The organism is Pseudomonas sp. YQ_5 (assembly GCF_043103305.1).
GTDB classification, from domain to species: Bacteria; Pseudomonadota; Gammaproteobacteria; order Pseudomonadales; family Pseudomonadaceae; genus Aquipseudomonas; species Aquipseudomonas putida_Y.
Genome location: NZ_JBICJS010000008.1, coordinates 1 through 22,672 on the forward strand (window position 1 = coordinate 1; position 22,672 = coordinate 22,672).

21 protein-coding genes are annotated in these 22,672 nt (G+C 62.2%); 8 read left to right on the forward strand and 13 right to left on the reverse strand.

All coding sequences use genetic code 11. From position 1 onward, the window contains the following. Nucleotides 1–70 precede the first annotated feature (70 nt). Nucleotides 71–2,254, forward strand: a complete 2,184-nt coding sequence (gene yccS / locus ACF8EA_RS01285; RefSeq protein ID WP_392520985.1) for a YccS family putative transporter — start codon at nt 71–73, stop codon at nt 2,252–2,254. Between the two features lie 30 nt (nt 2,255–2,284). Here yccS and ACF8EA_RS01290 read toward each other — a convergent pair whose 3' ends face one another. Beyond that, the gene (locus ACF8EA_RS01290; protein WP_338444319.1) at nt 2,285–3,022 is read right to left on the reverse strand and encodes a transporter substrate-binding domain-containing protein; all 738 of its coding nucleotides are present in this window, start codon (nt 3,020–3,022) and stop codon (nt 2,285–2,287) included. 154 nt (nt 3,023–3,176) lie between these two features. On the opposite strand from ACF8EA_RS01290, the gene ACF8EA_RS01295 reads away from it, so the two are divergent. Then, nucleotides 3,177–3,629: a GNAT family N-acetyltransferase gene (locus ACF8EA_RS01295; RefSeq protein ID WP_338444320.1), complete on the forward strand. Its 453-nt coding sequence runs from the start codon at nt 3,177–3,179 to the stop codon at nt 3,627–3,629. 33 nt (nt 3,630–3,662) lie between these two features. Here the strand turns inward: ACF8EA_RS01295 and ACF8EA_RS01300 are convergent, their stop codons facing one another. The 9 genes from ACF8EA_RS01300 to tkt all read right to left on the reverse strand — a co-directional run bounded on the left by ACF8EA_RS01300 (nt 3,663) and on the right by tkt (nt 13,060). Next, the gene (locus tag ACF8EA_RS01300; RefSeq protein ID WP_003249396.1) at nt 3,663–3,959 is read right to left on the reverse strand and encodes a helix-turn-helix domain-containing protein; all 297 of its coding nucleotides are present in this window, start codon (nt 3,957–3,959) and stop codon (nt 3,663–3,665) included. Between the two features lie 12 nt (nt 3,960–3,971). Further along, a complete protein-coding gene (locus ACF8EA_RS01305) occupies nt 3,972–4,472 on the reverse strand; it encodes a M48 family metallopeptidase (RefSeq protein ID WP_003249394.1) in 501 nt (166 codons plus the stop codon). 39 nt (nt 4,473–4,511) lie between these two features. Further along, nucleotides 4,512–6,638 carry a putative bifunctional diguanylate cyclase/phosphodiesterase gene (locus tag ACF8EA_RS01310; protein WP_392520986.1) on the reverse strand — a complete coding sequence of 709 codons (2,127 nt, stop codon included), beginning with the start codon at nt 6,636–6,638 and terminating at the stop codon, nt 4,512–4,514. A 211-nt stretch (nt 6,639–6,849) separates the two neighbouring features. Continuing rightward, nucleotides 6,850–7,914 (reverse strand): class II fructose-bisphosphate aldolase, encoded by a 1,065-nt coding sequence (gene fba, locus ACF8EA_RS01315; protein ID WP_021783783.1) that lies wholly within the window; start codon nt 7,912–7,914, stop codon nt 6,850–6,852. A 100-nt stretch (nt 7,915–8,014) separates the two neighbouring features. Further along, a complete protein-coding gene (locus ACF8EA_RS01320; protein ID WP_103469613.1) occupies nt 8,015–8,344 on the reverse strand; it encodes an MliC family protein in 330 nt (109 codons plus the stop codon). A gap of 78 nt (nt 8,345–8,422) precedes the next feature. Next, nucleotides 8,423–8,674 (reverse strand): hypothetical protein, encoded by a 252-nt coding sequence (locus ACF8EA_RS01325; protein ID WP_021783781.1) that lies wholly within the window; start codon nt 8,672–8,674, stop codon nt 8,423–8,425. Beyond that, entirely contained in the window at nt 8,674–9,837 is a 1,164-nt protein-coding gene (locus ACF8EA_RS01330; protein WP_392520987.1) for a phosphoglycerate kinase, read from the reverse strand. Before ACF8EA_RS01330 ends, ACF8EA_RS01325 begins: the two co-directional genes overlap by 1 nt. Nucleotides 9,838–9,849: 12 nt before the next feature. Next, nucleotides 9,850–10,911 carry an erythrose-4-phosphate dehydrogenase gene (gene epd / locus ACF8EA_RS01335; protein WP_021783779.1) on the reverse strand — a complete coding sequence of 354 codons (1,062 nt, stop codon included), beginning with the start codon at nt 10,909–10,911 and terminating at the stop codon, nt 9,850–9,852. 151 nt (nt 10,912–11,062) lie between these two features. Continuing rightward, the gene (gene tkt, locus ACF8EA_RS01340; RefSeq protein ID WP_338444322.1) at nt 11,063–13,060 is read right to left on the reverse strand and encodes a transketolase; all 1,998 of its coding nucleotides are present in this window, start codon (nt 13,058–13,060) and stop codon (nt 11,063–11,065) included. 252 nt (nt 13,061–13,312) lie between these two features. On the opposite strand from tkt, the gene ACF8EA_RS01345 reads away from it, so the two are divergent. From ACF8EA_RS01345 to ACF8EA_RS01360, 4 genes are all read left to right on the forward strand, one after another. Continuing rightward, on the forward strand, nt 13,313–14,305 hold the full coding sequence (locus ACF8EA_RS01345) for a metalloregulator ArsR/SmtB family transcription factor (RefSeq protein ID WP_338444324.1): 993 nt from the start codon (nt 13,313–13,315) through the stop codon (nt 14,303–14,305). Between the two features lie 18 nt (nt 14,306–14,323). Further along, the gene (gene metK, locus ACF8EA_RS01350) at nt 14,324–15,514 is read left to right on the forward strand and encodes a methionine adenosyltransferase (protein ID WP_003249375.1); all 1,191 of its coding nucleotides are present in this window, start codon (nt 14,324–14,326) and stop codon (nt 15,512–15,514) included. Between the two features lie 238 nt (nt 15,515–15,752). Next, entirely contained in the window at nt 15,753–17,453 is a 1,701-nt protein-coding gene (ligB, locus tag ACF8EA_RS01355; protein WP_392520988.1) for an NAD-dependent DNA ligase LigB, read from the forward strand. A gap of 132 nt (nt 17,454–17,585) precedes the next feature. Further along, nucleotides 17,586–17,978 carry a DUF1090 domain-containing protein gene (locus ACF8EA_RS01360; RefSeq protein ID WP_084850245.1) on the forward strand — a complete coding sequence of 131 codons (393 nt, stop codon included), beginning with the start codon at nt 17,586–17,588 and terminating at the stop codon, nt 17,976–17,978. Nucleotides 17,979–18,102: 124 nt separating this feature from the next. On the opposite strand, the gene ACF8EA_RS01365 is transcribed toward ACF8EA_RS01360, so the two are convergent. Then, nucleotides 18,103–18,561 (reverse strand): cytochrome c, encoded by a 459-nt coding sequence (locus tag ACF8EA_RS01365; RefSeq protein WP_021783774.1) that lies wholly within the window; start codon nt 18,559–18,561, stop codon nt 18,103–18,105. Between the two features lie 119 nt (nt 18,562–18,680). Here ACF8EA_RS01365 and ACF8EA_RS01370 point away from each other — a divergent pair, with 119 nt between their 5' ends. Beyond that, nucleotides 18,681–19,832, forward strand: coding sequence for a murein transglycosylase A (locus ACF8EA_RS01370; protein ID WP_021783773.1), 1,152 nt, complete (start codon nt 18,681–18,683; stop codon nt 19,830–19,832). A gap of 110 nt (nt 19,833–19,942) precedes the next feature. Here ACF8EA_RS01370 and ACF8EA_RS01375 read toward each other — a convergent pair whose 3' ends face one another. Together ACF8EA_RS01375 and ACF8EA_RS01380 are read right to left on the reverse strand one after the other, a co-directional pair. After that, on the reverse strand, nt 19,943–20,329 hold the full coding sequence (locus ACF8EA_RS01375) for an MAPEG family protein (protein WP_338444330.1): 387 nt from the start codon (nt 20,327–20,329) through the stop codon (nt 19,943–19,945). A gap of 28 nt (nt 20,330–20,357) precedes the next feature. Next, nucleotides 20,358–21,191: an EamA family transporter gene (locus ACF8EA_RS01380; protein ID WP_084850243.1), complete on the reverse strand. Its 834-nt coding sequence runs from the start codon at nt 21,189–21,191 to the stop codon at nt 20,358–20,360. A gap of 192 nt (nt 21,192–21,383) precedes the next feature. On the opposite strand from ACF8EA_RS01380, the gene ACF8EA_RS01385 reads away from it, so the two are divergent. Beyond that, nucleotides 21,384–22,619, forward strand: a complete 1,236-nt coding sequence (locus tag ACF8EA_RS01385; RefSeq protein WP_135192825.1) for a sodium:proton antiporter — start codon at nt 21,384–21,386, stop codon at nt 22,617–22,619. Nucleotides 22,620–22,672: the final 53 nt, after the last annotated feature.

The following is a 22,672-nucleotide window of genomic DNA, read 5'->3' on the forward strand; positions in this document are numbered from 1 at the left end:
AAGGGACGCGAAGCGGCCCCAATAACCGGCCCTGAAAGGTATTCTTCTGATCACCGCCTGGCAGGCCATCATGTCATCGAGCTCGTTCCGTCAGTCACTGCGTCGCCTGTGGGGCCAAGACAAGTTCAGCTACAGCATCCGGGTCACCATTGCCCTCACCGGCAGTCTGGCCCTGTGCTGGTACCAGAACGAGATGGCCCTGCTGATTCCACTGTTCCTCGGCATCATCGCCAGCGCCCTGGCCGAAACCGACGACAGCTGGCAGGGCCGCCTCAGCGCCCTGGCCGTTACCCTGGTGTGTTTCGCCATCGCTGCACTGGCGGTCGAGTTGCTGTTCCCTTACCCCTGGATCTTCGTCATTGCCCTGGCCCTGGCCGCCTTTGGCCTGACCATGCTCGGAGCGCTGGGCGAGCGCTACGGCGCCATCGCTTCGGCCACCTTGATCACTGCGGTCTACACCATGATCGGCGTGGACCAGCGCGGCGGCCAGGTCACCGACTTCTGGCACGAACCGCTGCTGCTGGTGGCAGGTGCGGCCTGGTACGGGCTGTTGTCGGTGCTGTGGCAGGCGCTGTTTTCCAACCAGCCGGTACAACAGAGCCTGGCCAAACTGTTCTTCGAGCTGGGCAGCTACCTCAAGCTCAAGGCCAGCCTGTTCGAACCGGTCCGCACGCTCGACGTCGAGGCCCGGCGCCTGGAACTGGCCCAGCAGAACGGCAAGGTGGTGGCAGCGCTGAACGCCGCCAAGGAAATCATCCTGCACCGGGTGGGCAACAGCCAACCAAACTCGAAGGTAAGCCGCTACCTCAAGCTGTACTTCCTGGCCCAGGACATCCACGAGCGTGTCAGTGCCTCGCACTACCCCTACAACGCTCTGACCGAGGCGTTTTTCCACAGTGACGTCATGTTCCGCTGCCAGCGCCTGCTGCGTAAGCAGGGCTCATCTTGCCAGGAGCTGGCCCGCTCGATCCGCCTGCGCCAACCGTTCGTGCTGGCCAGCGGTTATCCAGAAGCCCTCGAGGACCTCAACGCTTCGCTCGAACACCTGCGCATTCAAAGCAACCCGGCCTGGCGCGGCCTGCTGCGCTCGCTGCGGGCGCTGGCTGCCAACCTGGCAACGCTGGACCGCCTGCTCAGTGCCGCCAGCAACCCGGACAGCCTGGCCGATGCCAGCGACAGCAGCCTGCTCGACCGCTCGCCACGCTCGCTGAAGGACGTATGGACGCGCCTGCGCACCCAGCTCACACCGACCTCGCTGTTGTTCCGCCATGCCTTGCGCCTGCCGCTGGCGCTGTCGATCGGCTATGGCATGGTGCACCTGATTCACCCGACCCAGGGCTACTGGATCATCCTCACCACGCTGTTCGTGTGCCAGCCCAACTACGGGGCCACCCGGCGCAAGCTGGTGCAGCGAATCTTCGGCACTGCCGTTGGCCTGACAGTGGGCTGGGCCTTGTTCGACCTTTTCCCAAACCCGGTCATCCAGTCATTGTTCGCCGTGGTTGCCGGGGTGGTGTTCTTCGTCAACCGCACGACCCGCTACACCCTGGCCACTGCCGCGATCACCCTGATGGTGCTGTTCTGCTTCAACCAGATCGGCGATGGCTACGGCCTGTTCCTGCCACGCCTGTTCGATACCCTGGTGGGCAGCCTGATTGCCATCCTCGCGGTATTCCTGTTCCTGCCTGACTGGCAGGGCCGACGGCTGAACAAGGCGCTGGCCAATACCCTGGCCTGCGCCAGCGTCTACCTGCGCCAGATCATGCAGCAGTATGCCCACGGCAAGCGCGACGACCTGGCCTACCGCCTGGCCCGGCGCAATGCCCACAACGCTGATGCGGCGCTGTCCACCACCTTGGCCAACATGCTGATGGAGCCGGGGCATTTCCGTAAGGAAGCCGACGTTGGCTTTCGCTTCCTGGTGCTGTCGCACACCCTGCTCAGCTACCTCTCGGGGTTAGGCGCGCACCGCGACACGGCGTTGCCGGCGGAGGTACAGGAGCAGTTGATCGAAGGCGCCGGGCAAAGCCTGGCCAACAGCCTGGACGAGATTGCCAACGGCCTGGCCGCACGGCTGCCGGTGGCGATTCACAGTGATAGCGAAGAGGCGCTGGCCAATGCCCTGGAGCAGATGCCGGAAGATCTGGATGAGCATCAGCGGTTGGTGCAGACGCAGTTGGCGTTGATATGCCGCCAGCTGGGGCCATTGCGGACCCTGGCGGCACACCTGATCAAAGAAGGTGCCCCGGCCTGATAGTTTTATTGCCTGTGCTGGCCGCTGCGCTCAAAAACCATACTGACGCAGCAGCCGGGCATAGCTTCCATCCGCCTTCATCGCCGCAATCGCCTGCTCAAAGCGCTCTACGATCCGCTTATGCTCCGGGTGCTTCAGGCTGACCAGAATATGCAGGGTGTTCTCCCATAGCGGCGGCTCCACCAGCATCACTCCATCACGTACTTCCTGCGGCTCACGTTGCAGGTTATAGCGGGCCACGTACTCGTCTTCCACCGCCAGGCTTACCCGCCCCGCCGCCAACATGCGTACCGCAGAAGAAAAGTTGCGCACCGCCACCTTGTGCAGACGGGGATCCCCGTCGAATTCCGGTGAATAGGCGTAATCGCGCACTACAGCAATGCTGTAGGGATAAAGGTCAGACTGCTGCTTGTAGCTAAACGTCTCGCCCTTACGTTGCAGCAGCCGAATTCGATTACTGAGGTAGGCGTTGGAGAACTGCCCGATATTGGCGCGCGAATCGTTGTACCAGGCATTGATCAGCACGTCGTAGCGCCCTTCACCTACCCCCAGCAACGCACGCGCCCACGGCACCTCTTCATAGCCGCTGGCGTAGCCGGCACGGGCTAGCGCCGTGGTAACGATGGAGGTCGCAAGGCCGCCGCCCGGCATCTTGGCATCGGTGAACGGTGGCCAGTTGTCAGCCACCAGCCGTAGCTTGTCGCGACCCAGGGCGGGTGTTGCCAGCATCGTTGCCAGCAATCCCAGAACACAAAGCAGTGGCCGCATGCTCACGTCCTTTCGCATATGGAGGGCAACACTGGCAGTGAGATTACACAAAGCTGTTACCGAGGGCAGCGGCCAATAGTGTCATTTAGCCTCTATTTTGGCCGAAGCACATGCAGCATGCGATGATCCAGCCCCATCCAAGGAGTTCGTGCCAATGTCAATCGACTGGCTCTGCAAGCACCACACCGCCCTCGGCAAGGAGCAGCTCTATGCCATTTTGCAATTACGCACTGAGGTATTCGTGGTGGAGCAGCGCCACGCCTATCAGGAAGTCGATGGTCAGGACCTGACTGGCGATACCTTGCACCTTATGGCCTGGCAGGAAGACAAGCTGGTGGCCTACCTGCGCCTACTGGATCCGCAGTCACAAGGAGGGGATGTGGTGATCGGACGCTTGGTGACATCACCGCAAGCGCGAGGTTTGAAGCTCGAGGAAAGCTTGCTGCTCAAAGGGCTGGAGGCGGCGGAGCACGGTTGGCCGGGGGTGCCGGTGTATCTGTCGGCTCAGGCGCATTTGCAGGATTTTTATGCCCGCCATGGGTTTGCGGTGGTGAGCGGGGAGTCTCTGGTGGACGGCATCGCGACTATCGGAATGCGAAAGGGTTGAGGCCGCCCCCACGGACCGCGCCAGCTTTTCAAATCAGGGGTAGCCCAGCACTTCGCGGATCTGCCGCAAGTGTCGGATGATCCACTGCTTGTCGATCGCCCCCCAGTCATGGATGCGGTAATGCCCGGCGTGGTTGCGTGCGCCTTCCTGCTGTTCGAACTCGCAGACGATGTCCAGGTCGGCCAGCGCGGCGATAGTGTCCTGGGCTGTGCGACGGGGCATGCCGGTGGCCTCCATCAGGGCGGGCACGCTGGTCGCGGTCTGGCTGTCGATCAGCCAGGCCACGTACAGGCGGCGGTAGAAGCTGCTCTTGGTCTTGCTTACTTCCATGCTGCATGTTCCTTAGAGGTTGCCCGGCAGCTCCCGGTAGGTCAGGTAGACGCGCAGGTCGAATTCCAGTTGGTGATAGTCCGGCTCCATGTGCTGGCAGAGCTGGTAGAACGCCTTGTTGTGATCTCGCTCGCGCAGATGCGCCAACTCGTGCACAACGATCATGCGCAAGAACTGTGGCGCGGCCTCCTTGAACAGCGAGGCAATGCGGATTTCCTTCTTCGCCTTGAGCTTGCCGCCCTGCACCCGCGATACCGCCGTATTCAAGCCCAGGGCCCGATGCGTCAGGTCGAGGCGGCTGTCGAACAGCACCTTGTCCAGGTTTGGCGCACTTCGCAGGTACTGTTGGCGTAGATCCTGGGCATAGCCATACAGCGCCTTGTCGCTTTGCACGTCATGGCGGTCAGGGTAACGGCGCTGCAGGTATTCACCCAGGCGGTCGCTGTCGATCATCTGCCGCACCTGCGCCTGCAGGTGCGGGGGGTAGGCTTGCAAGTAACGTAGTACGGTCATGGCGCTGTATTCGGCGTAACGAATACCGATTCTAGCCAATCACGGCCCTGGCCAGGAGAAAATTGCCGGGAAGCCGCTGGCGTCAGCAGCAGTCATCGGATAAGCCACCAGGAAGCCCTGAACGTATTCGCAGCCATTGGCCTTGAGCCAGGCTGCCTGTGCCGGGGTCTCCACGCCCTCGGCGATCACCGTGATACGGTAGTCGGCACACAGGCCGATCACGCTGCGAACCAAAGCAGCATCTACCGCCGAATCGGGCAGCCGTGCCACCAGATGACGGTCGAGTTTGAGGGTATCGATAGGCAGGTCGCGCAGCATGCGCAACGAACAGTCCCCCGCACCGAAGTCATCCAGAGCCACCCTCACGCCCAGGTCACGCAAGCGGTGTATCTGCTTGACAGCCGCATCGATGTTATACATAAGCGAGGTTTCCGCCACTTCCACTTCCAACTGCGTCGGGACAAGCTGGTAAAGCTGGATGACCCGTTGCAGCTCTTCGACCAACCCAGGCATGACGAACTGCGCGCGGCTCAGGCTGATGCCGAGCACAAGGTCCGCCGGAAAGCGGTCATACCAGGCTTGCCGCTGTGCGGCCCCCTGGCGGTAGATCCAGCTGGCCAGGCGGTTGATCAGGCGCGCTTCTTCCAGCAATGGGATGAACAGCCCCGGCGGTACATCGCCAACGCTGGGGTGCTGCCAGCGCAGCAAGGCCTCGAAACCACGCAGGCGACCATCGTGGAAAGCTACCTGTGGCTGGTACACCAAGGTAAAGTCCTGCTGCTCGATGGCCATACGCACGCTGTCCTCGAGCATCAGCCGCGAGCGCGCCCGTCCATTGAGTTCCTGGTCGTAGAAGCGGTATTGCTGACGCCCAGCCTGCTTGGCTGCGTACATCGCTGTATCGGCCGAACGTAGCAGGCCTTCGACATTGGCGCCGCAGTCAGGGTAGGTGGCAATACCGATGCTGACCCCAAGGCACACATCGAGCCCGTCTACCTCATGGCTGATGGAAACACGCTCGAGCAACCGTTCGGCATAACGCCCGGCCTGCTCCGGGTAGGGCAAGCTGTCGAACAGTGCAGTGAACTCGTCGCCGCCCATGCGCGCCAGCAAGGCCTCACTGCCCAGGCAGTCCTTGAGCTGCTCGGCCACCCAGCGTAACACCCGGTCGCCAGCGTCGTGGCCGAGGGAGTCGTTGATGCGCTTGAAGCCATCCAGGTCCATGTACATCAGCGCCTGCGCCTTGCCCGAGCGCTCGTTGCGCAACAGAGCACCTTCAGCAGCCTGGTAGAAACCACGGCGGTTGAGCAGGCCGGTGAGCGGGTCAGTAATGGCCTGATATTCCAGTTGCTGGTGCAAGTCATGCACCACCGACATGTCCAGCACGGTCACCACCATGGCCTGCTGGTCGGCCGGCAACGGCGCACAGGACAGCGCCACCGGCACAGCTTCCCCTCCATGGATACGCAGTTGGGCATCGTGTACGCGGAAGATCCGTCGCCCTTGGTAGGCCTTGTAGAAGTCCGAATCGCGCCACAGGCTGGCACTGCCCAGCTGCATAACGTCGAGCAACTGGGTGCCCTGCAGTTGTTGCACCGGTGCCGCCAGCAAACGGGAAATGGCCGGATTGGCAAAACTGATGATGCCATGGGCATCAACCACCAGAATGCCTTCGGCGGCATTTTCCAGGATGGACGCATTGAATGCCCTGGCCGCCTCCAGCTCGCGACTCAGCTGCTGCAGCATGCGCCGGTTGCGCTGCTGGTCGAGCAAAGCCTGGACCTTGGGCTTGAGGATTTGCGGGTCGAACGGTTTGAACATGTAATCCACAGCGCCGCTGGCGTAGCCTTTGAGCACGGCCGCTTCGGACTGTTCGTTGGCGGTGAGGAAAATGATCGGGGTCAGTCGGGTACGCTGATTGCCGCGCATCAGCCGGGCGACTTCAAAGCCGTCCATTTCCGGCATCTGTACATCCATCAACACCAGGTCGACTTCGTACTCAAGCAACGCGCTCAAGGCTTCAATCCCAGAGCTAGCCGTCAATACTTGCCAATCCTGCCGGGCCAACAAGGCCCGCATGCTGATGAGGTTCTCGGGGTAGTCGTCTACTACCAGAAGAACTGAGCTGCCATCCAGTGGCTGTTGTTGAAGGTAAGCGCCATCCATGCTGCTTCTCTGTTATGTGACCGACTTCAAAATACGGTTGGATCCATTAGTACTCTAGACCTGAGGCTGCAACACGCAATGCAATCAGAACGCTATCAGTGGCTAAACTGTACGTTAGCCGACTAACGGTCGATCCGCCGACATTACGTGCAGGCTTTCATCGCCCATAAAAAACCCGCATCGCTGCGGGTTTTTCAGTGTTATCTGTCGATCAGTTGACCTTGGCGGCCAGCTCACCTTTCAGATAACGCTGGTACATACCTTCCAGAGAGACCGGCTTGATCTTCGAGGCATTGCCAGCGGTGCCGAAAGCTTCGTAACGGGCGATGCACACGTCGCGCATGGCCTTGATGGTTTCACCGAAGAACTTGCGCGGGTCGAACTCGCTCGGGTTCTGCGCCATCAGACGGCGCATGGCACCGGTAGACGCCAGACGCAGGTCGGTATCGATGTTGACCTTGCGCACACCATGCTTGATGCCTTCAACGATTTCTTCGACCGGTACACCGTAGGTTTCTTTGATGTCGCCGCCGTACTGGTTGATGATCGCCAGCCACTCTTGCGGTACCGAGGACGAACCGTGCATCACCAGGTGGGTGTTGGGAATGCGCTTGTGGATTTCCTTGATGCGATCGATGGCCAGCACGTCACCGGTTGGTGGCTTGGTGAACTTGTAGGCACCGTGGCTGGTACCGATGGCGATCGCCAGGGCGTCGACCTGGGTCTTCTTGACGAAGTCGGCGGCTTCTTCCGGGTCGGTCAGCATCTGGCTGTGATCCAGCACGCCTTCGGCGCCGATCCCGTCCTCTTCACCGGCCATGCCGGTTTCCAGCGAACCCAGGCAGCCCAGCTCGCCTTCAACCGAAACGCCACAGGCGTGAGCCATGGCAACGGTCTGCTGGGTAACGCGGACGTTGTATTCGTAGTCGGTCGGGGTCTTGCCGTCTTCACCCAGCGAGCCGTCCATCATCACCGAACTGAAGCCCAGCTGGATCGAGCGCTGGCAGACGTCAGGGCTGGTACCGTGGTCCTGGTGCATGCACACCGGAATGTGCGGGAACTCTTCGATGGCAGCCAGGATCAGGTGGCGCAGAAACGGGGCACCGGCGTATTTGCGGGCACCGGCCGAAGCCTGGACGATCACCGGAGAGTCGGTCTTGTCGGCCGCTTCCATGATGGCGCGCATCTGCTCGAGGTTGTTGACGTTGAAAGCTGGAACGCCGTAGCCGAACTCGGCGGCGTGGTCCAGCATCTGGCGCATGCTAATGAGTGCCATTGTGTATCTCTCTCCCGACAAGCGTCGTTTGTTTCGTGCAAGCCTGCCGCAGGGGCGGTTGCTGTTCAAGTAGTGTGGGCCACCCTCGCGGCCCGGCCAGTCACGGTGCCTTGCAACCCCGCCCAATCAGATCGTTGGTTGCCACCCAGTACACCAGGCCTTCTTCGCCCTTGGTGTGGAAGGCCAGCATGCCATCGCTGTAAAGCGCACCCGAAGCACCCGGTTCAGCCTTGAGCCGATAGACCTGATCACCGCCGCCAAGGCGTACATCAACCTGGTCGCGCTGGGCATCGGCAAAGCGCCAAAGCACCTCAGCCTGGGTGTCGCAGACCCAACGGGTCCAGTTGTCTGCCGGGGCGGGTTGCGCCGGCTGCAGCAGTGAGCATCCTGCCAGTGTCGCCAAGGCCGACACGGCCAAAAGCGCTTTCATTCAGTTTCCTCGATTTGAGGCTGCTGTGCAGCCCTTCTTCAAGACCACAAATCAACCTTCAGGTTGCCTATTACCCGATCAAGGGCAACCCGGCGCCTTGCGCTGGTGGTCTTCGTCGTACTTTTCCAGGCCTTCCGGGCCCACGCGCTTGCTGATGACCGGCACAGTCTCGGCCTGCCATTCGGACTGGTAGCATCCGCCCTTGTGCGATCGCGCCGGGTCGGCATCCGAGGCCGGGCTGCCAGCACAAGCGCTCAGCAGACCGGCCAGCATCATCACAGGCAATTGCTTGACCACCAGGCCACTCCCTTTGCCAAGCGCCGACGTCATCAGGCTTTGGCCCGCTCTTCCAGGATTGCGACAGCTGGCAGGACCTTGCCCTCGACGAACTCGAGGAAGGCGCCACCACCGGTAGAAATGTAGGAGATTTCCTTGCTGACGCCATATTTGTCGATGGCTGCCAGGGTGTCACCGCCACCGGCGATAGAGAACGCGGCGCTGTCAGCGATGGCCTTGGCCAGTACCTTGGTGCCGTTGCCGAACTGATCGAATTCGAACACGCCCACCGGACCGTTCCACAGAATGGTTTTCGACGACTTCAGCAGCTCGGCGAAGTTGGCCGCAGTTTGCGGGCCGATATCCAGGATCATGTCGTCGGCAGCTACGTCGGCAATGGCTTTGACGGTAGCTTCGGCGCTCTCGGCGAACTCTTTGGCAACCACCACGTCGACTGGCAGCGGCACGCTGACCTTGGCCGCAATGGCCTTGGCGGTGTCGACCAGGTCAGCCTCGTACAGCGACTTGCCGACCGGGTGGCCAGCAGCGGCCAGGAAGGTGTTGGCAATACCGCCACCAACGATCAACTGGTCGCAAACACTGCTCAGGCTGTTCAGCACGTCCAGCTTGGTGGATACCTTGGAGCCGGCAACGATGGCCGCCATTGGCTTGGCCGGGGCCTTCAGGGCCTTGCCCAGGGCATCCAGTTCGGCTGCCAGCAGCGGGCCGGCAGCGGCAACCTTGGCGAACTTGGCGACGCCATGGGTCGAACCTTCGGCGCGGTGTGCGGTGCCGAAAGCGTCCATGACGAATACGTCGCACAGGGCAGCGTATTTCTGCGCCAGCTCGTCGGCGTTCTTTTTCTCGCCCTTGTTGAAGCGCACGTTCTCGAACAGCACCAGATCACCGGCCTGTACCGCGACACCGTCCAGGTAGTCGGCAACCAGCGGCACGTCACGACCCAGGGCCTTGCTCAGGTAATCGGCGACCGGCTTGAGGCTGTTCTCGGCAGAAAATTCGCCTTCGGTCGGGCGGCCCAGGTGTGAGCAGACCATTACCGCTGCGCCCTTCTCCAGGGCCAGCTTGATGGTCGGCAGCGCTGCCAGGATACGTGCGTCGCTGGCTACCACACCGTCCTTCACAGGCACGTTGAGGTCTTCGCGGATCAGTACGCGCTTACCTTGCAGATCGAGGTCGGTCATCTTCAACACGGTCATGAATGCAGTCCTTCAGGGCTGTTTGTTGCGGGTTGGGTGAACGACGTGCAAAAAGTGTTCGGCAACGTCGAGCATACGGTTGGCAAAACCCCATTCGTTGTCGAACCAGGCCAGCAGGTTTACCAGGCGGGGGCCGGAAACACGAGTCTGGCTGGCATCGACGATCGCAGAATGCGGGTCGTGGTTGAAATCACAGCTGGCGTGCGGCAACTCGGTGTAGGCCAGCAAGCCTTTAAGCGGGCCGTCCAGCGCGGCCTCGCGCAGCACTCGGTTGACTTCGGCCGCAGTGGTGTCGCGGGCGGTCTGCAGAGTGATGTCCAGGCACGAGACGTTGACGGTCGGTACACGTACCGCTTTGGCCTGGATTCGCCCGGCAAGTTCCGGAAGCAGGCGCTCGATGCCACGCGCCAGGCCAGTGGACACGGGAATCACCGACTGGAAGGCCGAACGCGTGCGGCGCAGGTCTTCGTGGTGATAGGCATCGATCACCGGCTGGTCGTTCATCGCCGAGTGGATGGTGGTGATCTGCACATATTCGATGCCGAACGCCTGATCCAGCACACGCAGCAGCGGCACACCGCAATTGGTGGTGCACGAAGCGTTGGACACCAGGCGCTCGCTGCCGGTAAGGCAGGCCTGGTTGATGCCGTAGACCACCGTGGCGTCAACGTCGGCCTCACTGGCCATGGGCTGCGAGAACAGCACCCTTGGCGCACCGGCGTCGAGAAAACGCTGGCCATCGGCACGGGTGTTATAGGCACCGGAACACTCCAGCACCAGGTCGATGCCCAGCGCAGCCCAGTCGATGCCTTCGGGGGTGGCACTGCGCATAACCTTCACGCAGTCGCCATTGATATGCAGACAGTCGCCGTCGACCTTGACCTCGCCGGGAAAACGCCCGTGGGTGGAGTCGAAGCGTGTCAGGTATTCCAGGCTGGCCTGATCGGCCAGATCGTTCAGCGCGACGATCTCGAAACCGGCCTTTGCCCCCCGCTCGAACAGCGCGCGCAGGACACAGCGGCCGATACGGCCATAACCGTTGAGTGCAACTTTGTAGGGACGCAGGTGGGGCATTCGGGGCTCACGAGACAGTTCGTTTGTCGTCAGCCTGCGGAATTTGCGGTGTGGCATTCGCGGGCAAGCCCGCTCCCACAGGGTTTCATGCAACCTCTGTGGGAGCGGGCTTGCCCGCGAATGAGGGCGACACCGCCCGCAGATCTTTAAATCAGTCTTCCAGCAGCTCTTCGGCTGTACCGAGGATGTTCTCCAGGGTGAAACCGAACTCTTCGAACAGTGCCGAAGCCGGCGCCGACTCACCGTAAGTGGTCATGCCGATGATACGACCTTCCAGGCCAACGTACTTGTACCAGAAGTCGGCGTGGGCAGCTTCGATGGCGATGCGCGCACCGACTTCCAGCGGCAGCACGGACTGCTTGTAGGCTGCGTCCTGGGCATCGAACACGCTGGTGCACGGCATGGAAACCACACGCACCTTGCGGCCTTGCTCGGTCAGCTTGTCGAAGGCCTGAACAGCCAGGCCCACTTCGGAACCGGTGGCGATCAGGATCAGCTCCGGCTCGCCGGTGCAGTCCTTGAGCACATAGCCACCACGGCTGATGTCGGCGATCTGCTGGGCATCGCGCGCCTGGTGCTGCAGGTTCTGACGCGAGAAGATAAGCGCCGAAGGGCCATCCTTGCGCTCCAGGGCGTTTTTCCAGGACACGGCGGATTCCACTGCGTCGGCCGGGCGCCAGGTGTCCAGGTTCGGCGTGCTGCGCAGGCTGGTCAGCTGCTCGATTGGCTGGTGAGTCGGGCCGTCTTCGCCCAGACCGATGGAGTCGTGGGTGTACACGTGAATCACGCGCTGCTTCATCAGGGCCGACATGCGCACGGCGTTGCGGGCGTATTCCATGAACATCAGGAAGGTCGCGCCGTAAGGCACCAGGCCACCGTGCAGGGCAACGCCGTTCATGATGGCGGTCATGCCGAACTCGCGCACGCCGTAGAACACGTAGTTGCCGCTGGCATCATTGGCTTCGACGCCCTTGCAACCTTTCCACAGGGTCAGGTTGGAGCCGGCCAGGTCCGCCGAACCACCGAGGAACTCCGGCAGCAGCGGGCCAAAGGCGTTCAGGGCGTTCTGGCTGGCCTTGCGGCTGGCGATGGTTTCGCCTTTGGCAGCCACTTCGTTGATGTAGGCCTGGGCCTTCTCGCTGAAGTCGGCCGGCAGCTCGCCGCTGTCACGGCGCTTGAACTCGGCAGCCAGCTCCGGGTAGGCCTTGGCGTAGGCGTCGAAACGCTGGTTCCACTCGGCTTCGGCCTTGGCGCCAGCGGCCTTGGCATCCCACTCGGCATAAATGTCGGCAGGGATTTCGAACGGGCCGTAGTTCCAGTTCAGTTCTTTACGGGCCAAGGCGATTTCGTCGTTGCCCAGCGGTGCACCGTGGCAATCTTCCTTGCCCTGCTTGTTCGGCGAGCCGAAACCAATGATGGTCTTGCAGCAGATCAGGGTCGGGCGATCGCTCTTGCGGGCGGTCTCGATGGCCATCTTGATTTCTTCGGCATCGTGGCCGTCGACGTTGCGGATCACCTGCCAGTTGTAGGCTTCGAAGCGCGCCGGGGTGTTGTCGGTGAACCAGCCGTGCACTTCGCCGTCGATGGAGATGCCATTGTCATCGTAGAAGGCGATCAGCTTGTTCAGGCCCAGAGTGCCTGCCAGCGAGGCGACTTCATGGGAGATGCCTTCCATCATGCAGCCATCGCCGAGGAACACATAGGTGTTGTGGTCGACGATGTTGTGGCCGTCACGGTTGAACTGGGCAGCCAGCACTTTTTCGGCCAGGGCGAAGCCCACGGCGTTGGCGATCCCTTGGCCGAGCGGGCCGGTGGTGGTTTCCACGCCTGGGGTGTAGCCGTATTCCGGATGGCCAGGGGTGCGGCTGTGCAGCTGGCGGAAGCCTTTGATGTCATCGATGGTGACGTCGTAGCCGGTCAGGTGCAGCAGCGAGTAGATCAGCATCGAACCGTGGCCGTTGGACAGTACGAAGCGGTCACGGTCGGCGAAATTCGGGTTGCTCGGGTTGTGCTTCAGGTAGTCGCGCCAAAGCACTTCGGCGATATCCGCCATGCCCATCGGGGCACCTGGGTGGCCGCTGTTGGCCTTTTGCACGGCATCCATGCTGAGGGCACGAATGGCGTTGGCACGTTCACGACGGCTGGGCATCGCTGATCTCCTAGGGGGCTTGAAGAGGTGGTATCACGAAAAAAGGCGGCCATTTTCGCCCACTGGGGGGGCTTGGGGCAAACATTTAAGCGCCAAGCGCAAGCTTTAAGCTGCAAGTGAAGAGGCAGAGCACGGTTCGGACCGCTCCAAAGCCTGTTGCTTGAAGCTTTCGGCCTGCAGCTCATCGCCAATATCAAAACTTTTTGATATTGGCCTTGCTCGGGCATCAATGCCTGTCTAGACTGCCGCCCCATGAATCTGCGTGCGCAATCGATCCCCGAGCAACGCGAAACATTGGCCGCCCTGTGCAAAGCCAGTGGCGATGCGTTGCGCCTGAACGTATTGCGCGCCCTGGCCAACGACTCGTTCGGCGTGCTGGAACTGGCGCAGATCTTCGACATCGGCCAGTCGGGCATGAGCCACCACCTTAAGGTGCTGGCGCAGGCCGACCTCGTGGCAACCCGCCGCGAAGGCAACGCCATCTTCTACCGCCGTGCCCTGCCCGATGGCCTGCGCCTGGGTGGCCGGCTGCACGCGGCGCTGCTCGAAGAAGTCGACGATCTGGCCCTGCCGCCCGATGTGCAGGCCCGCATAGCCCATGTCCAGCAGCGCCGGGCGGCCACCAGCCAGGACTTCTTCCTGCGCGTGGAAGAGAAGTTCCGTGCCCAGCAGGACCTGATCGCCGGCCTTCCGCAGTACCGCGACAGCCTGCTGGCGCTGCTCGACAAACTGCATTTCGACCCGGCCGCCAGCGCGCTGGAAGTCGGCCCCGGCGACGGCGGCTTCCTGCCCGACCTGGCCCGGCGCTTCGCCCAGGTCACCGCCCTGGACAACAGCCCTACCATGCTCGAGCTTGCGCGCCAGGTGTGCCAACGCGAAGGGCTCGACAACGTGAACCTGCAGTTGGCCGATGCACTGGGTGCAACGGATGTGGCCGCCGACTGCGTTGTGCTGAACATGGTGCTGCACCATTTCAGCGACCCGGCCCTGGCCTTGCGCCAGCTGGCCAAACGGGTGAAGGCAGGCGGCAGCCTGCTGGTCACCGAACTGTGCAGCCATGACCAGGGGTGGGCGCGCGAAGCCTGCGGCGACCTCTGGCTGGGCTTCGAACAGGACGACCTGGCGCGCTGGGCCAACGATGCCGGGCTGGCCCATGCGGACAGCCTGTACGTGGGCCTGCGTAACGGTTTCCAGATCCAGGTCCGCCATTTCCAGCGGACGGCTGGCGACATACACCATCGGTAAATTTCAGGAACCTTCGAGATGAGCGAATACTCCCTTTTCACCTCCGAGTCCGTGTCCGAAGGGCATCCGGACAAGATCGCCGACCAGATTTCGGACGCTGTCCTTGATGCCATCATCGCCCAGGACAAATACGCCCGCGTAGCCTGCGAAACCCTGGTCAAGACCGGTGTCGCCATCATCGCCGGCGAAGTCACTACGTCGGCCTGGGTCGACCTGGAAGACCTGGTGCGCAAAGTCATCATCGACATCGGCTACAACAGTTCCGACGTTGGCTTCGACGGCGCCACCTGCGCCGTGATGAACATCATCGGCAAACAGTCGGTAGACATCGCCCAGGGCGTGGACCGCTCCAAGCCGGAAGACCAGGGCGCCGGTGACCAGGGCCTGATGTTCGGCTATGCCAGCAACGAAACCGAAGTCCTGATGCCTGCACCGATCTGCTTCTCGCACCGTCTGGTAGAACGCCAGGCCGAGGCGCGCAAGTCCGGCCTACTGCCATGGCTGCGCCCGGATGCCAAGTCGCAGGTCACCTGCCGCTACGAGAACGGCAAAGTGGTCGGTATCGACGCCGTGGTGCTGTCGACCCAGCACAACCCGGAGGTTTCGCAGAAAGACCTGCAGGAAGCCGTGATGGAGCTGATCGTCAAGCACACCCTGCCTGCCGAACTGCTGCACAAGGGCACCCAGTACCACATCAACCCGACCGGCAACTTCATCATCGGTGGCCCGGTGGGTGACTGCGGCCTGACCGGCCGCAAGATCATCGTCGACTCCTACGGCGGCATGGCCCGCCACGGTGGTGGCGCGTTCTCCGGCAAGGACCCGTCCAAGGTCGACCGTTCCGCCGCCTACGCCGGCCGCTACGTGGCCAAGAACATCGTCGCCGCCGGCCTGGCCGAGCGTTGCGAGATCCAGGTGTCGTACGCCATTGGCGTGGCCCAGCCAACGTCCATCTCGATCAACACCTTCGGCACCGGCAAGGTCTCCGACGACAAGATCATCCAGCTGGTGCGCGAGTGCTTCGACCTGCGTCCGTACGCCATCACCACCATGCTCGACCTGCTGCACCCGATGTATCAGGAAACCGCTGCCTACGGCCACTTCGGCCGCACCCCGCAGCAGAAGACTGTCGGCGACGACACCTTCACCACCTTCACCTGGGAGCGCACCGACCGCGCCCAGTCGCTGCGTGACGCTGCCGGCCTGTAAATTTTCCTGCAGCGCCAGACGAAAGCCCCTGCCGAGTGACCGGCAGGGGCTTTTTTGTGCCTGTCACGGCATTTTCATCGCCTGTGAGATCGACCGCCGCCCACGCGGCGCTGGTTTCTTGCCCCTGCCCGGGATTGAAGACGAGCACCTGCGAAATATCACCTGACAACTGCACACACCAACCGCCCCGCTACCCGCCTACGCTAAGCGCTTCCACGCCATGCAAGGATGCCAGGCCATGCAGTATCTGCTGTTATTCGCACTGCTATTTGCGCTGAACGCCCCACCGACCAGGGCTGCCTCATGCCCACACTGGTCCCCGCAACAGGCCAAGGCCGAAGTTGCGCAACTGCGCGCCACGCTTGCCCGATGGGACGAGCACTATCATCGCCAAGGCATAGCCCTGGTGGCCGACGAACTGTACGACCAGAGCCGCGAGCGCCTGAATCACCTGCAGCAGTGCTTCGCAGTTGGCACCAGCCCCTCGCCCCTGGCCAGTGCTCGCGGCCCGGTCCCCCACCCCGTGCCGCATACCGGCGTCGACAAGCTGGCAGACCGCCAGGCCGTGGCGCGATGGATGGCCGGCAAGACCGGCGTGTGGGTACAGCCCAAGGTCGACGGTGTTGCAGTTTCCCTCACTTACCAGCAGGGCCGATTGGTACAGCTGACCAGCCGGGGGGACGGTGTACATGGCCATGACTGGAGCCGACACATTGCACAACTCGGCGCTGTCACTCGGCAGTTGCCTGAGGCGGTCGACCTGCACTTGCAAGGTGAGCTGTATCTGCGCCTGGACGAACATGTGCAAGCCAAGGCAGGCAGCGCCAACGCCCGGGGTACCGTGGCAGGGCTGCTCGCACGCAAGCAACTGACCGGTACGCAAGGCAACGCTATCGGCCTGTTCGTGTGGGGCTGGCCGCACGGCCCCGAGCAACAGGCCGATCGCCTCACCCAGCTGGCACAACTGGGGTTCCCGGACAGCCAGCGCTACAGCATCGCCATCGACACGCTGGAGGACGCAGCACACTGGCGTGAACACTGGTACCGCTCTGCTCTGCCCTTCGCCACCGACGGGGTGATCCTGCGCCAGGGCCACCGGCCGCCGGCCGAGCGCTGGCAGGCCAAGGCACCTTACTGGATCGCGGCCTGGAAGTACCCTTATGCACAAGCCTTGGCTGAAGTACGCGAGGTGCGCTTTCGGGTCGGCCGCACTGGCAGGGTCACGCCCGTTCTGCAAGTGCAACCCGTTACCCTCGATGACCGGCGCATTACCCAAGTCAGCCTTGGGTCACTGGCGCGCTGGCAAAGCTTGGATATTCGGCCCGGCGATCAGGTGGCCATCAGCCTCGCCGGGCTGACCATTCCGCGGCTCGATCACGTCGTGCACCGCACTGTAGAGCGCCAACCGATAACCGCGCCAGCACCCGACCAGCATCACGCCCACAGCTGCTGGCAGGCCAGCGAGGGCTGTGATGAGCAGTTCATTGCCCGCCTCACCTGGCTTGGCGGCAAACAGGGCCTGGCCTTGCCGCGCACCGGGCCCGGCACATGGCGTCGGCTGGTCGAAGCGGGCCTGGTAACGTCCATGACCGATTGGCTGCAGCTCGATGCCGAGCGCCTGCAGCAGGCCCCCGGAATCAGCAGACTCACTGCAACACAGTTGCTGGGCAGTTTCGACCAAGCCCGCTCACGCCCGTTCGATCAGTGGTTGCGCGCCCTTGGCGTGCCCATTGGCAAGCATTTGCCACTGACTGGCAACTGGCAAGAGCTGGCTTCCCGCAGTGCCGGGCAATGGCAAACTGTGCCCGGCATCGGCGCAAAACGCTCGCGCCAACTTGTGGAGTTCTTCACCGCCGCTGAGGTGCAAGCCATTGCCGCACAGCTGGCAGAAACCGGCATAGAAGGGTTCCTGCCCCCACCCCAGCGCATTGAGCAATGATTTTTTACCAAATAATGCGTAGGAAAAACCTGAGACTCAGGCAGAAAACCTCACCAAGGGTTTCTAAATGGGCAAAACCAAGGCAGGATTTCCACCAACTTTTGCTGCCCCGCCCCGTTCAAGAGGCTTTTCATGAAACGTATTTCGACTCTTTTCCTGCTCGCAACACTGGGTCTGGCTGCGGGCAGCGTGCAAGCTGCCCAGCCGGACCCGGGCCTGACCGGTTGCGCTGCCAAGCGTAGCGCTATCGAGAACCAGCTGAAAATTGCCCGTGATCACGGCAACAGCGACCAGGTTGCAGGGCTGGAAGAAGCCCTGCGCGGTGTGGACAACTGCACCGACGCCAGCCTGCGCAAAGAGCGTGAGCAGAAAGTGCTCGATGCGCGTCACGAAGTGGCGCAGCGGGAAAAGGACTTGAAGAAGGCCGAGAAGAAAGGCGACGCCGAGAAGATCAACAAGCGCAAGGACAAGCTGGCCGAGTCGCGTAAAGAGCTGCAGGAAGCAGTCGACGACCTCGACCGCTAAACAGACGCGGTCATTGTAGGAGCGGGCTTGCCCGCGAAGAGTGCGACGCGGGGCATGCACCGGCTTCGCCAATTTTCGCGGGCAAGCCCGCTCCTACAAGGGCCAATGTGGCCTGCACAGTCATTCAATGATTACGAAACTCGCTATGACAGGCCTTGCACGCAGCCTCGACCTTGTCCATCGGTGCCTTCAGTTGCGCAGCATCCAGTGGCTGATTGCGGGTGACATCAACCAGTTCGCCGGTGACGCCTTCAAGCTGCCGGGCCAGGTCATGGAACCGCGCCTGGCGCTCCCACACTTCGGCGCGGGCGGCACTGTCACCACCATCGCGCACCTGTGGAAAATGCTGCCACGGCTGATGCGACAGGCTGTCCAACTTCAGCGCACCGTCAGCAAACTTAACCCCGTCAAACGGCAACCGGCCACGCAGCATGCCGCCCAGATCTTCGCTGGTCTTGAGCATGTCCTTGAAGATCACCTTGCGTTTGCCCAGCGGCGAGTTCGGGTCAACCCGGTCACAACCAGTCAAAGCCCCTCCCAGGGCAAGTGCTGCCAGCAGAACAACGGTCAATCGCTTCAACATCACGCTCACTTCGGCCTACGCAAATGGGCGGCCAGTATCGCTGCCCCTGGGCCAAACACCAATAGCCACATAAAAGACAGGGGCGAACCTTCATGTTCGCTCATGACAGGAATGCACACATGAAATCTGCCCTGCGCCACCTGGCCTGGACACTGCCGGTGCTGGCTTTACTGGCCGGCTGCAACGGCGGCGAGAGCGCCAAGCCCGAGCCCCACGCTGTCGCCACCTATGCCCCGGCCACTTGGAAAGACTTGCCGGCCGTCAGCGATGAAGACCTGCTGGCCGGCTTTTATGCCTGGCGCAACGGCTGCGAAAAGCTCAAGCGCGACCCGGTGTGGGCAGCCACCTGCGAAGCGGCCGGCAGCGCCACAGCCAGCGCCGCCCAAGTGCGTACCTTCCTTGAGCAGAACCTGCAGGTGTACGGCCTGCGCTCTGCAGAGAACAATGCCAACGGCCTGATTACCGGCTACTACGAGCCGGTCTACCCGGGCAGCCTGAGCCCCTCGGCAACCAACCATGTGGCGGTTTACGGCATCCCTGATGACATGATCGTGGTCGACCTGGCCAGTGTGTACCCCGAACTGAAGGGCAAACGCCTGCGCGGCCGTCTTGATGGTCGGGTGCTCAAGCCCTACGACACGGCCGAAGTCATCAACCGTAACGGCGTCAAGGCACCGGTGCTGGCCTGGCTGACCGATCCGATGGACCTGCAATTCCTGCAGATCCAGGGTTCTGGCCGGGTGCAACTGGAAGACGGCCGTCAACTGCGCCTGGGCTACGCCGACCAGAACGGCCACCCCTACCGGCCGATCGGCCGCTGGCTGGTGGAACAGGGCCAACTGAAAAAAGAAGACGTGAGCATGGGCGCCATTCATGCCTGGGCCCAGGCCAACCCGCAGCGCGTACCAGAACTGCTGGCGAGCAACCCCAGCTACGTATTCTTCAGCACCCGCCCGGACAGCAACGAAGGCCCGCGCGGCTCGCTGAACGTGCCGCTTACCGCCGGCTACAGCGTGGCCATCGACCGCAAGGTGATTCCATTGGGCAGCTTGTTGTGGCTGTCTACCACACGCCCGGACGGCTCTCCGGTGGTACGACCGGTTGGCGCGCAGGACACTGGCGGGGCGATTACCGGCGAAGTGCGTGCCGACCTGTTCTGGGGCACCGGGCCGGAAGCCGGCGAGCTGGCGGGGAACATGAAGCAGCAGGGGCAGATCTGGATGCTCTGGCCTAAAGGCCAGCCGCTACCTGAGGTACCTAAGGTACCTTGATCGGCGGTGGATTCTTCGCGGGCTTGCCCGCTCCCACAGGTACACCACAGCCCTTGAATACTGTGGTGTACCTGTGGGAGCGGGCAAGCCCGCGAAGAAGGCCACTCGGTTCAGATGGAAACCACGAAGAACGACACGATCAGTGCCAAGCTGGCAAGCCACATCAGCGATCGCAAGGCAGCCCAGTCGGCCAGGTAGCAGATGATGTAAAGCAAGCGGCTGGTGATATACATCACCCCCAGTACGTCCTGGGTCACCTGCTCTGCATTGCCGACGATATCCGCCACAAGCACCGCCGCAGCAAATGCCGGAAACGCTTCGTAGCCATTCTGCTGCGCAGCATGGGCACGCCGTGGCAGGCCCGACAAGGTATCGAGGAAGGCTCGCGGATCGTGATTGTCCTTGAGGCCGAAGCGGCCACTGCTCGCCTTGGCGATCAAGGCACAAAGCGGGTTCAACAGCAACGCAATCAGGATGCACCACAGGGCAACAGTCATGGACAGGACTCCTTGTTCAGTCTTCAGGTCAAAGCTTCATTACCAGCATGCCGGCCAACACCAGCCCGCAAGCTAGGAGTCTCGGCCCGCCAAAAGGTTCTTTGAGGTAGCGCATACCCAGCAGCACCACCAGGATCACGCTCAACTCCCGCAGTGCCGCCGCCTCGGCCACTGACCCCAGGTGCATGGCCCACAGCACCAGGGCATAGCTGAACAATACGCAGAACCCTACCGCCAACCCAAGGCGCCACTGGGTTCGCCAGAACAGAACGAATGGCGCCCGCCGCGCTACGCCCGCCAACAACGGAAATTGCCAGGCGCTGAGCAGGGTCAGCCACACCAGGTAATCCCACGGCTTGCCCCACAGGCGCACGGCCTGGCCGTCGAACCAGGTGTAGCAACCAATGCACAGGCCAATCAAGGCAACCACCGGCAACATCGACCAAGGCAGCCGGTCACCACCCCCGCCCTGCCACAACAGGCAGGCCATGCCACAGGGGATCAACAGGATACCGATGATCTGCTGCTGGCTCAGCGATTCCCCGGCAAAGGCCAGGGTCAGCCCCAGCACCACCAGCGGTGACAGCCCGCGCATCAGAGGATAGACCAGCCCCAGGTCGCCCACGCGGTAGGCCTGTATCAGCAGATAGCGGTACAACTGCTCAGCCAGTGCCGAGGCTACCAGCCAGGGCCAGACTTCAGCAGGCGGAACATCGACGAAGGGCACCGCCAGCACCGCGAAGGCCAGCGCTACCGTGTCCATGCTGGCAATTACCAGCAAGCGCTCGCCGCTGAATTTGATCAAGGTATTCCAGGTTGCATGCAGCAGGGCGGCAACCAGCACCAGAGATGTTGCCAACACGCCTTGTAATCCTTGTGAGGTTTTTTGGAGGTTGAATATATAGCGTTCCCAGGCGCCGCTGCGCGCTTCTTGTTCGGGAACGTCTCAAAGGAATTTGGTCAAACCCTGTGCCCCGAACCCCGAGCCAGGTCATCAAAGAACTGCCCGAGCCATTCGGGATAAGACTTGGAAGCCACTGTTACAGGATTCAGGATGCTTGAACTCGTTGCCGCGTTTATTTGCCTCACCACCCTTCTTACCTATGTCAATTACCGTTTCATCGGCTTGCCCCCCGCTATCGGCGTGATGGTCACGGCGCTGCTGTTTTCCTTGTTGCTGCAGGGGCTGAGCCTTGTCGGCTTCCCTGGCCTGGAAGAACGCGTCGAAGGGCTGATGAACCAGATCGATTTCAACGACCTGCTCATGCACTGGATGCTGGCGTTCCTGCTGTTTGCCGGCGCCCTGCACGTCAACCTCAGTGATCTGCGCAGCTATCGCTGGCCCATTGGCCTGCTGGCTACCTTGGGCGTGCTGATCGCCACCGTGGTCATCGGCTACCTGTCGCATTGGGTGTTTGCCCTGTTCGGCTGGCAGGTGCCACTGATCTACTGCCTGTTGTTCGGTGCATTGATCTCACCGACCGACCCGATTGCCGTGCTCGGTGCGCTGCGTACTGCCAATGCGCCAAAACCGCTTAAAACCACCATCGTTGGCGAGTCACTGTTCAATGACGGCACGGCCGTCGTGGTATTCACCGTGTTGCTGGGTATCATCCGGCTGGGTGAAACACCGAGCATGACCGACACGGCAATCCTGTTCGCCCGCGAGGCCATTGGCGGTGTGGTGTTCGGTGGCCTGATCGGCTATGCCACCTACCGCATGATCAAGAGCGTCGAGCAGTACCAGGTGGAAGTCATGCTGACCCTGGCACTGGTAATCGGTGGCTCGGCGATGTGCTACGAGCTGCATGTGTCGGCGCCGATCGCCATGGTGGTGGCCGGCCTGATCATCGGCAACCTGGGGCGCAACCTGGCGATGAATGACATGACACGCCGTTACATGGACGGTTTTTGGGAGCTGATCGATGACATGCTCAATGCCCTGCTGTTCGCATTGATCGGTCTGGAGCTGTTGCTGCTGCCGTTCAACTGGATGCACCTGGCGGCTGGCGGCGTACTGGCACTGGCAGTGCTGCTGTCGCGCCTGCTGACCGTGGCCCCGGCGATCGTGCTGCTGCGGCGCTGGCGCCCGGTGCCCAAAGGCACGGTGCGGGTGCTGACCTGGGGTGGCCTGCGCGGTGGCGTGTCGGTGGCACTTGCACTGTCGCTACCGCTGGGCGAGGAACGGGACCTGCTGCTGTCGATCACCTACATCGTGGTGTTGTCGTCGATTCTGGTGCAGGGGTTGAGCATTGGCCGGGTGGTGCGCAAGGTCAGCGCCCAGCCTTGAGAATGCCGGGGTCGCTTTGCGGCCCATTCGCGGGCAAACCCGCTCCTACAGGA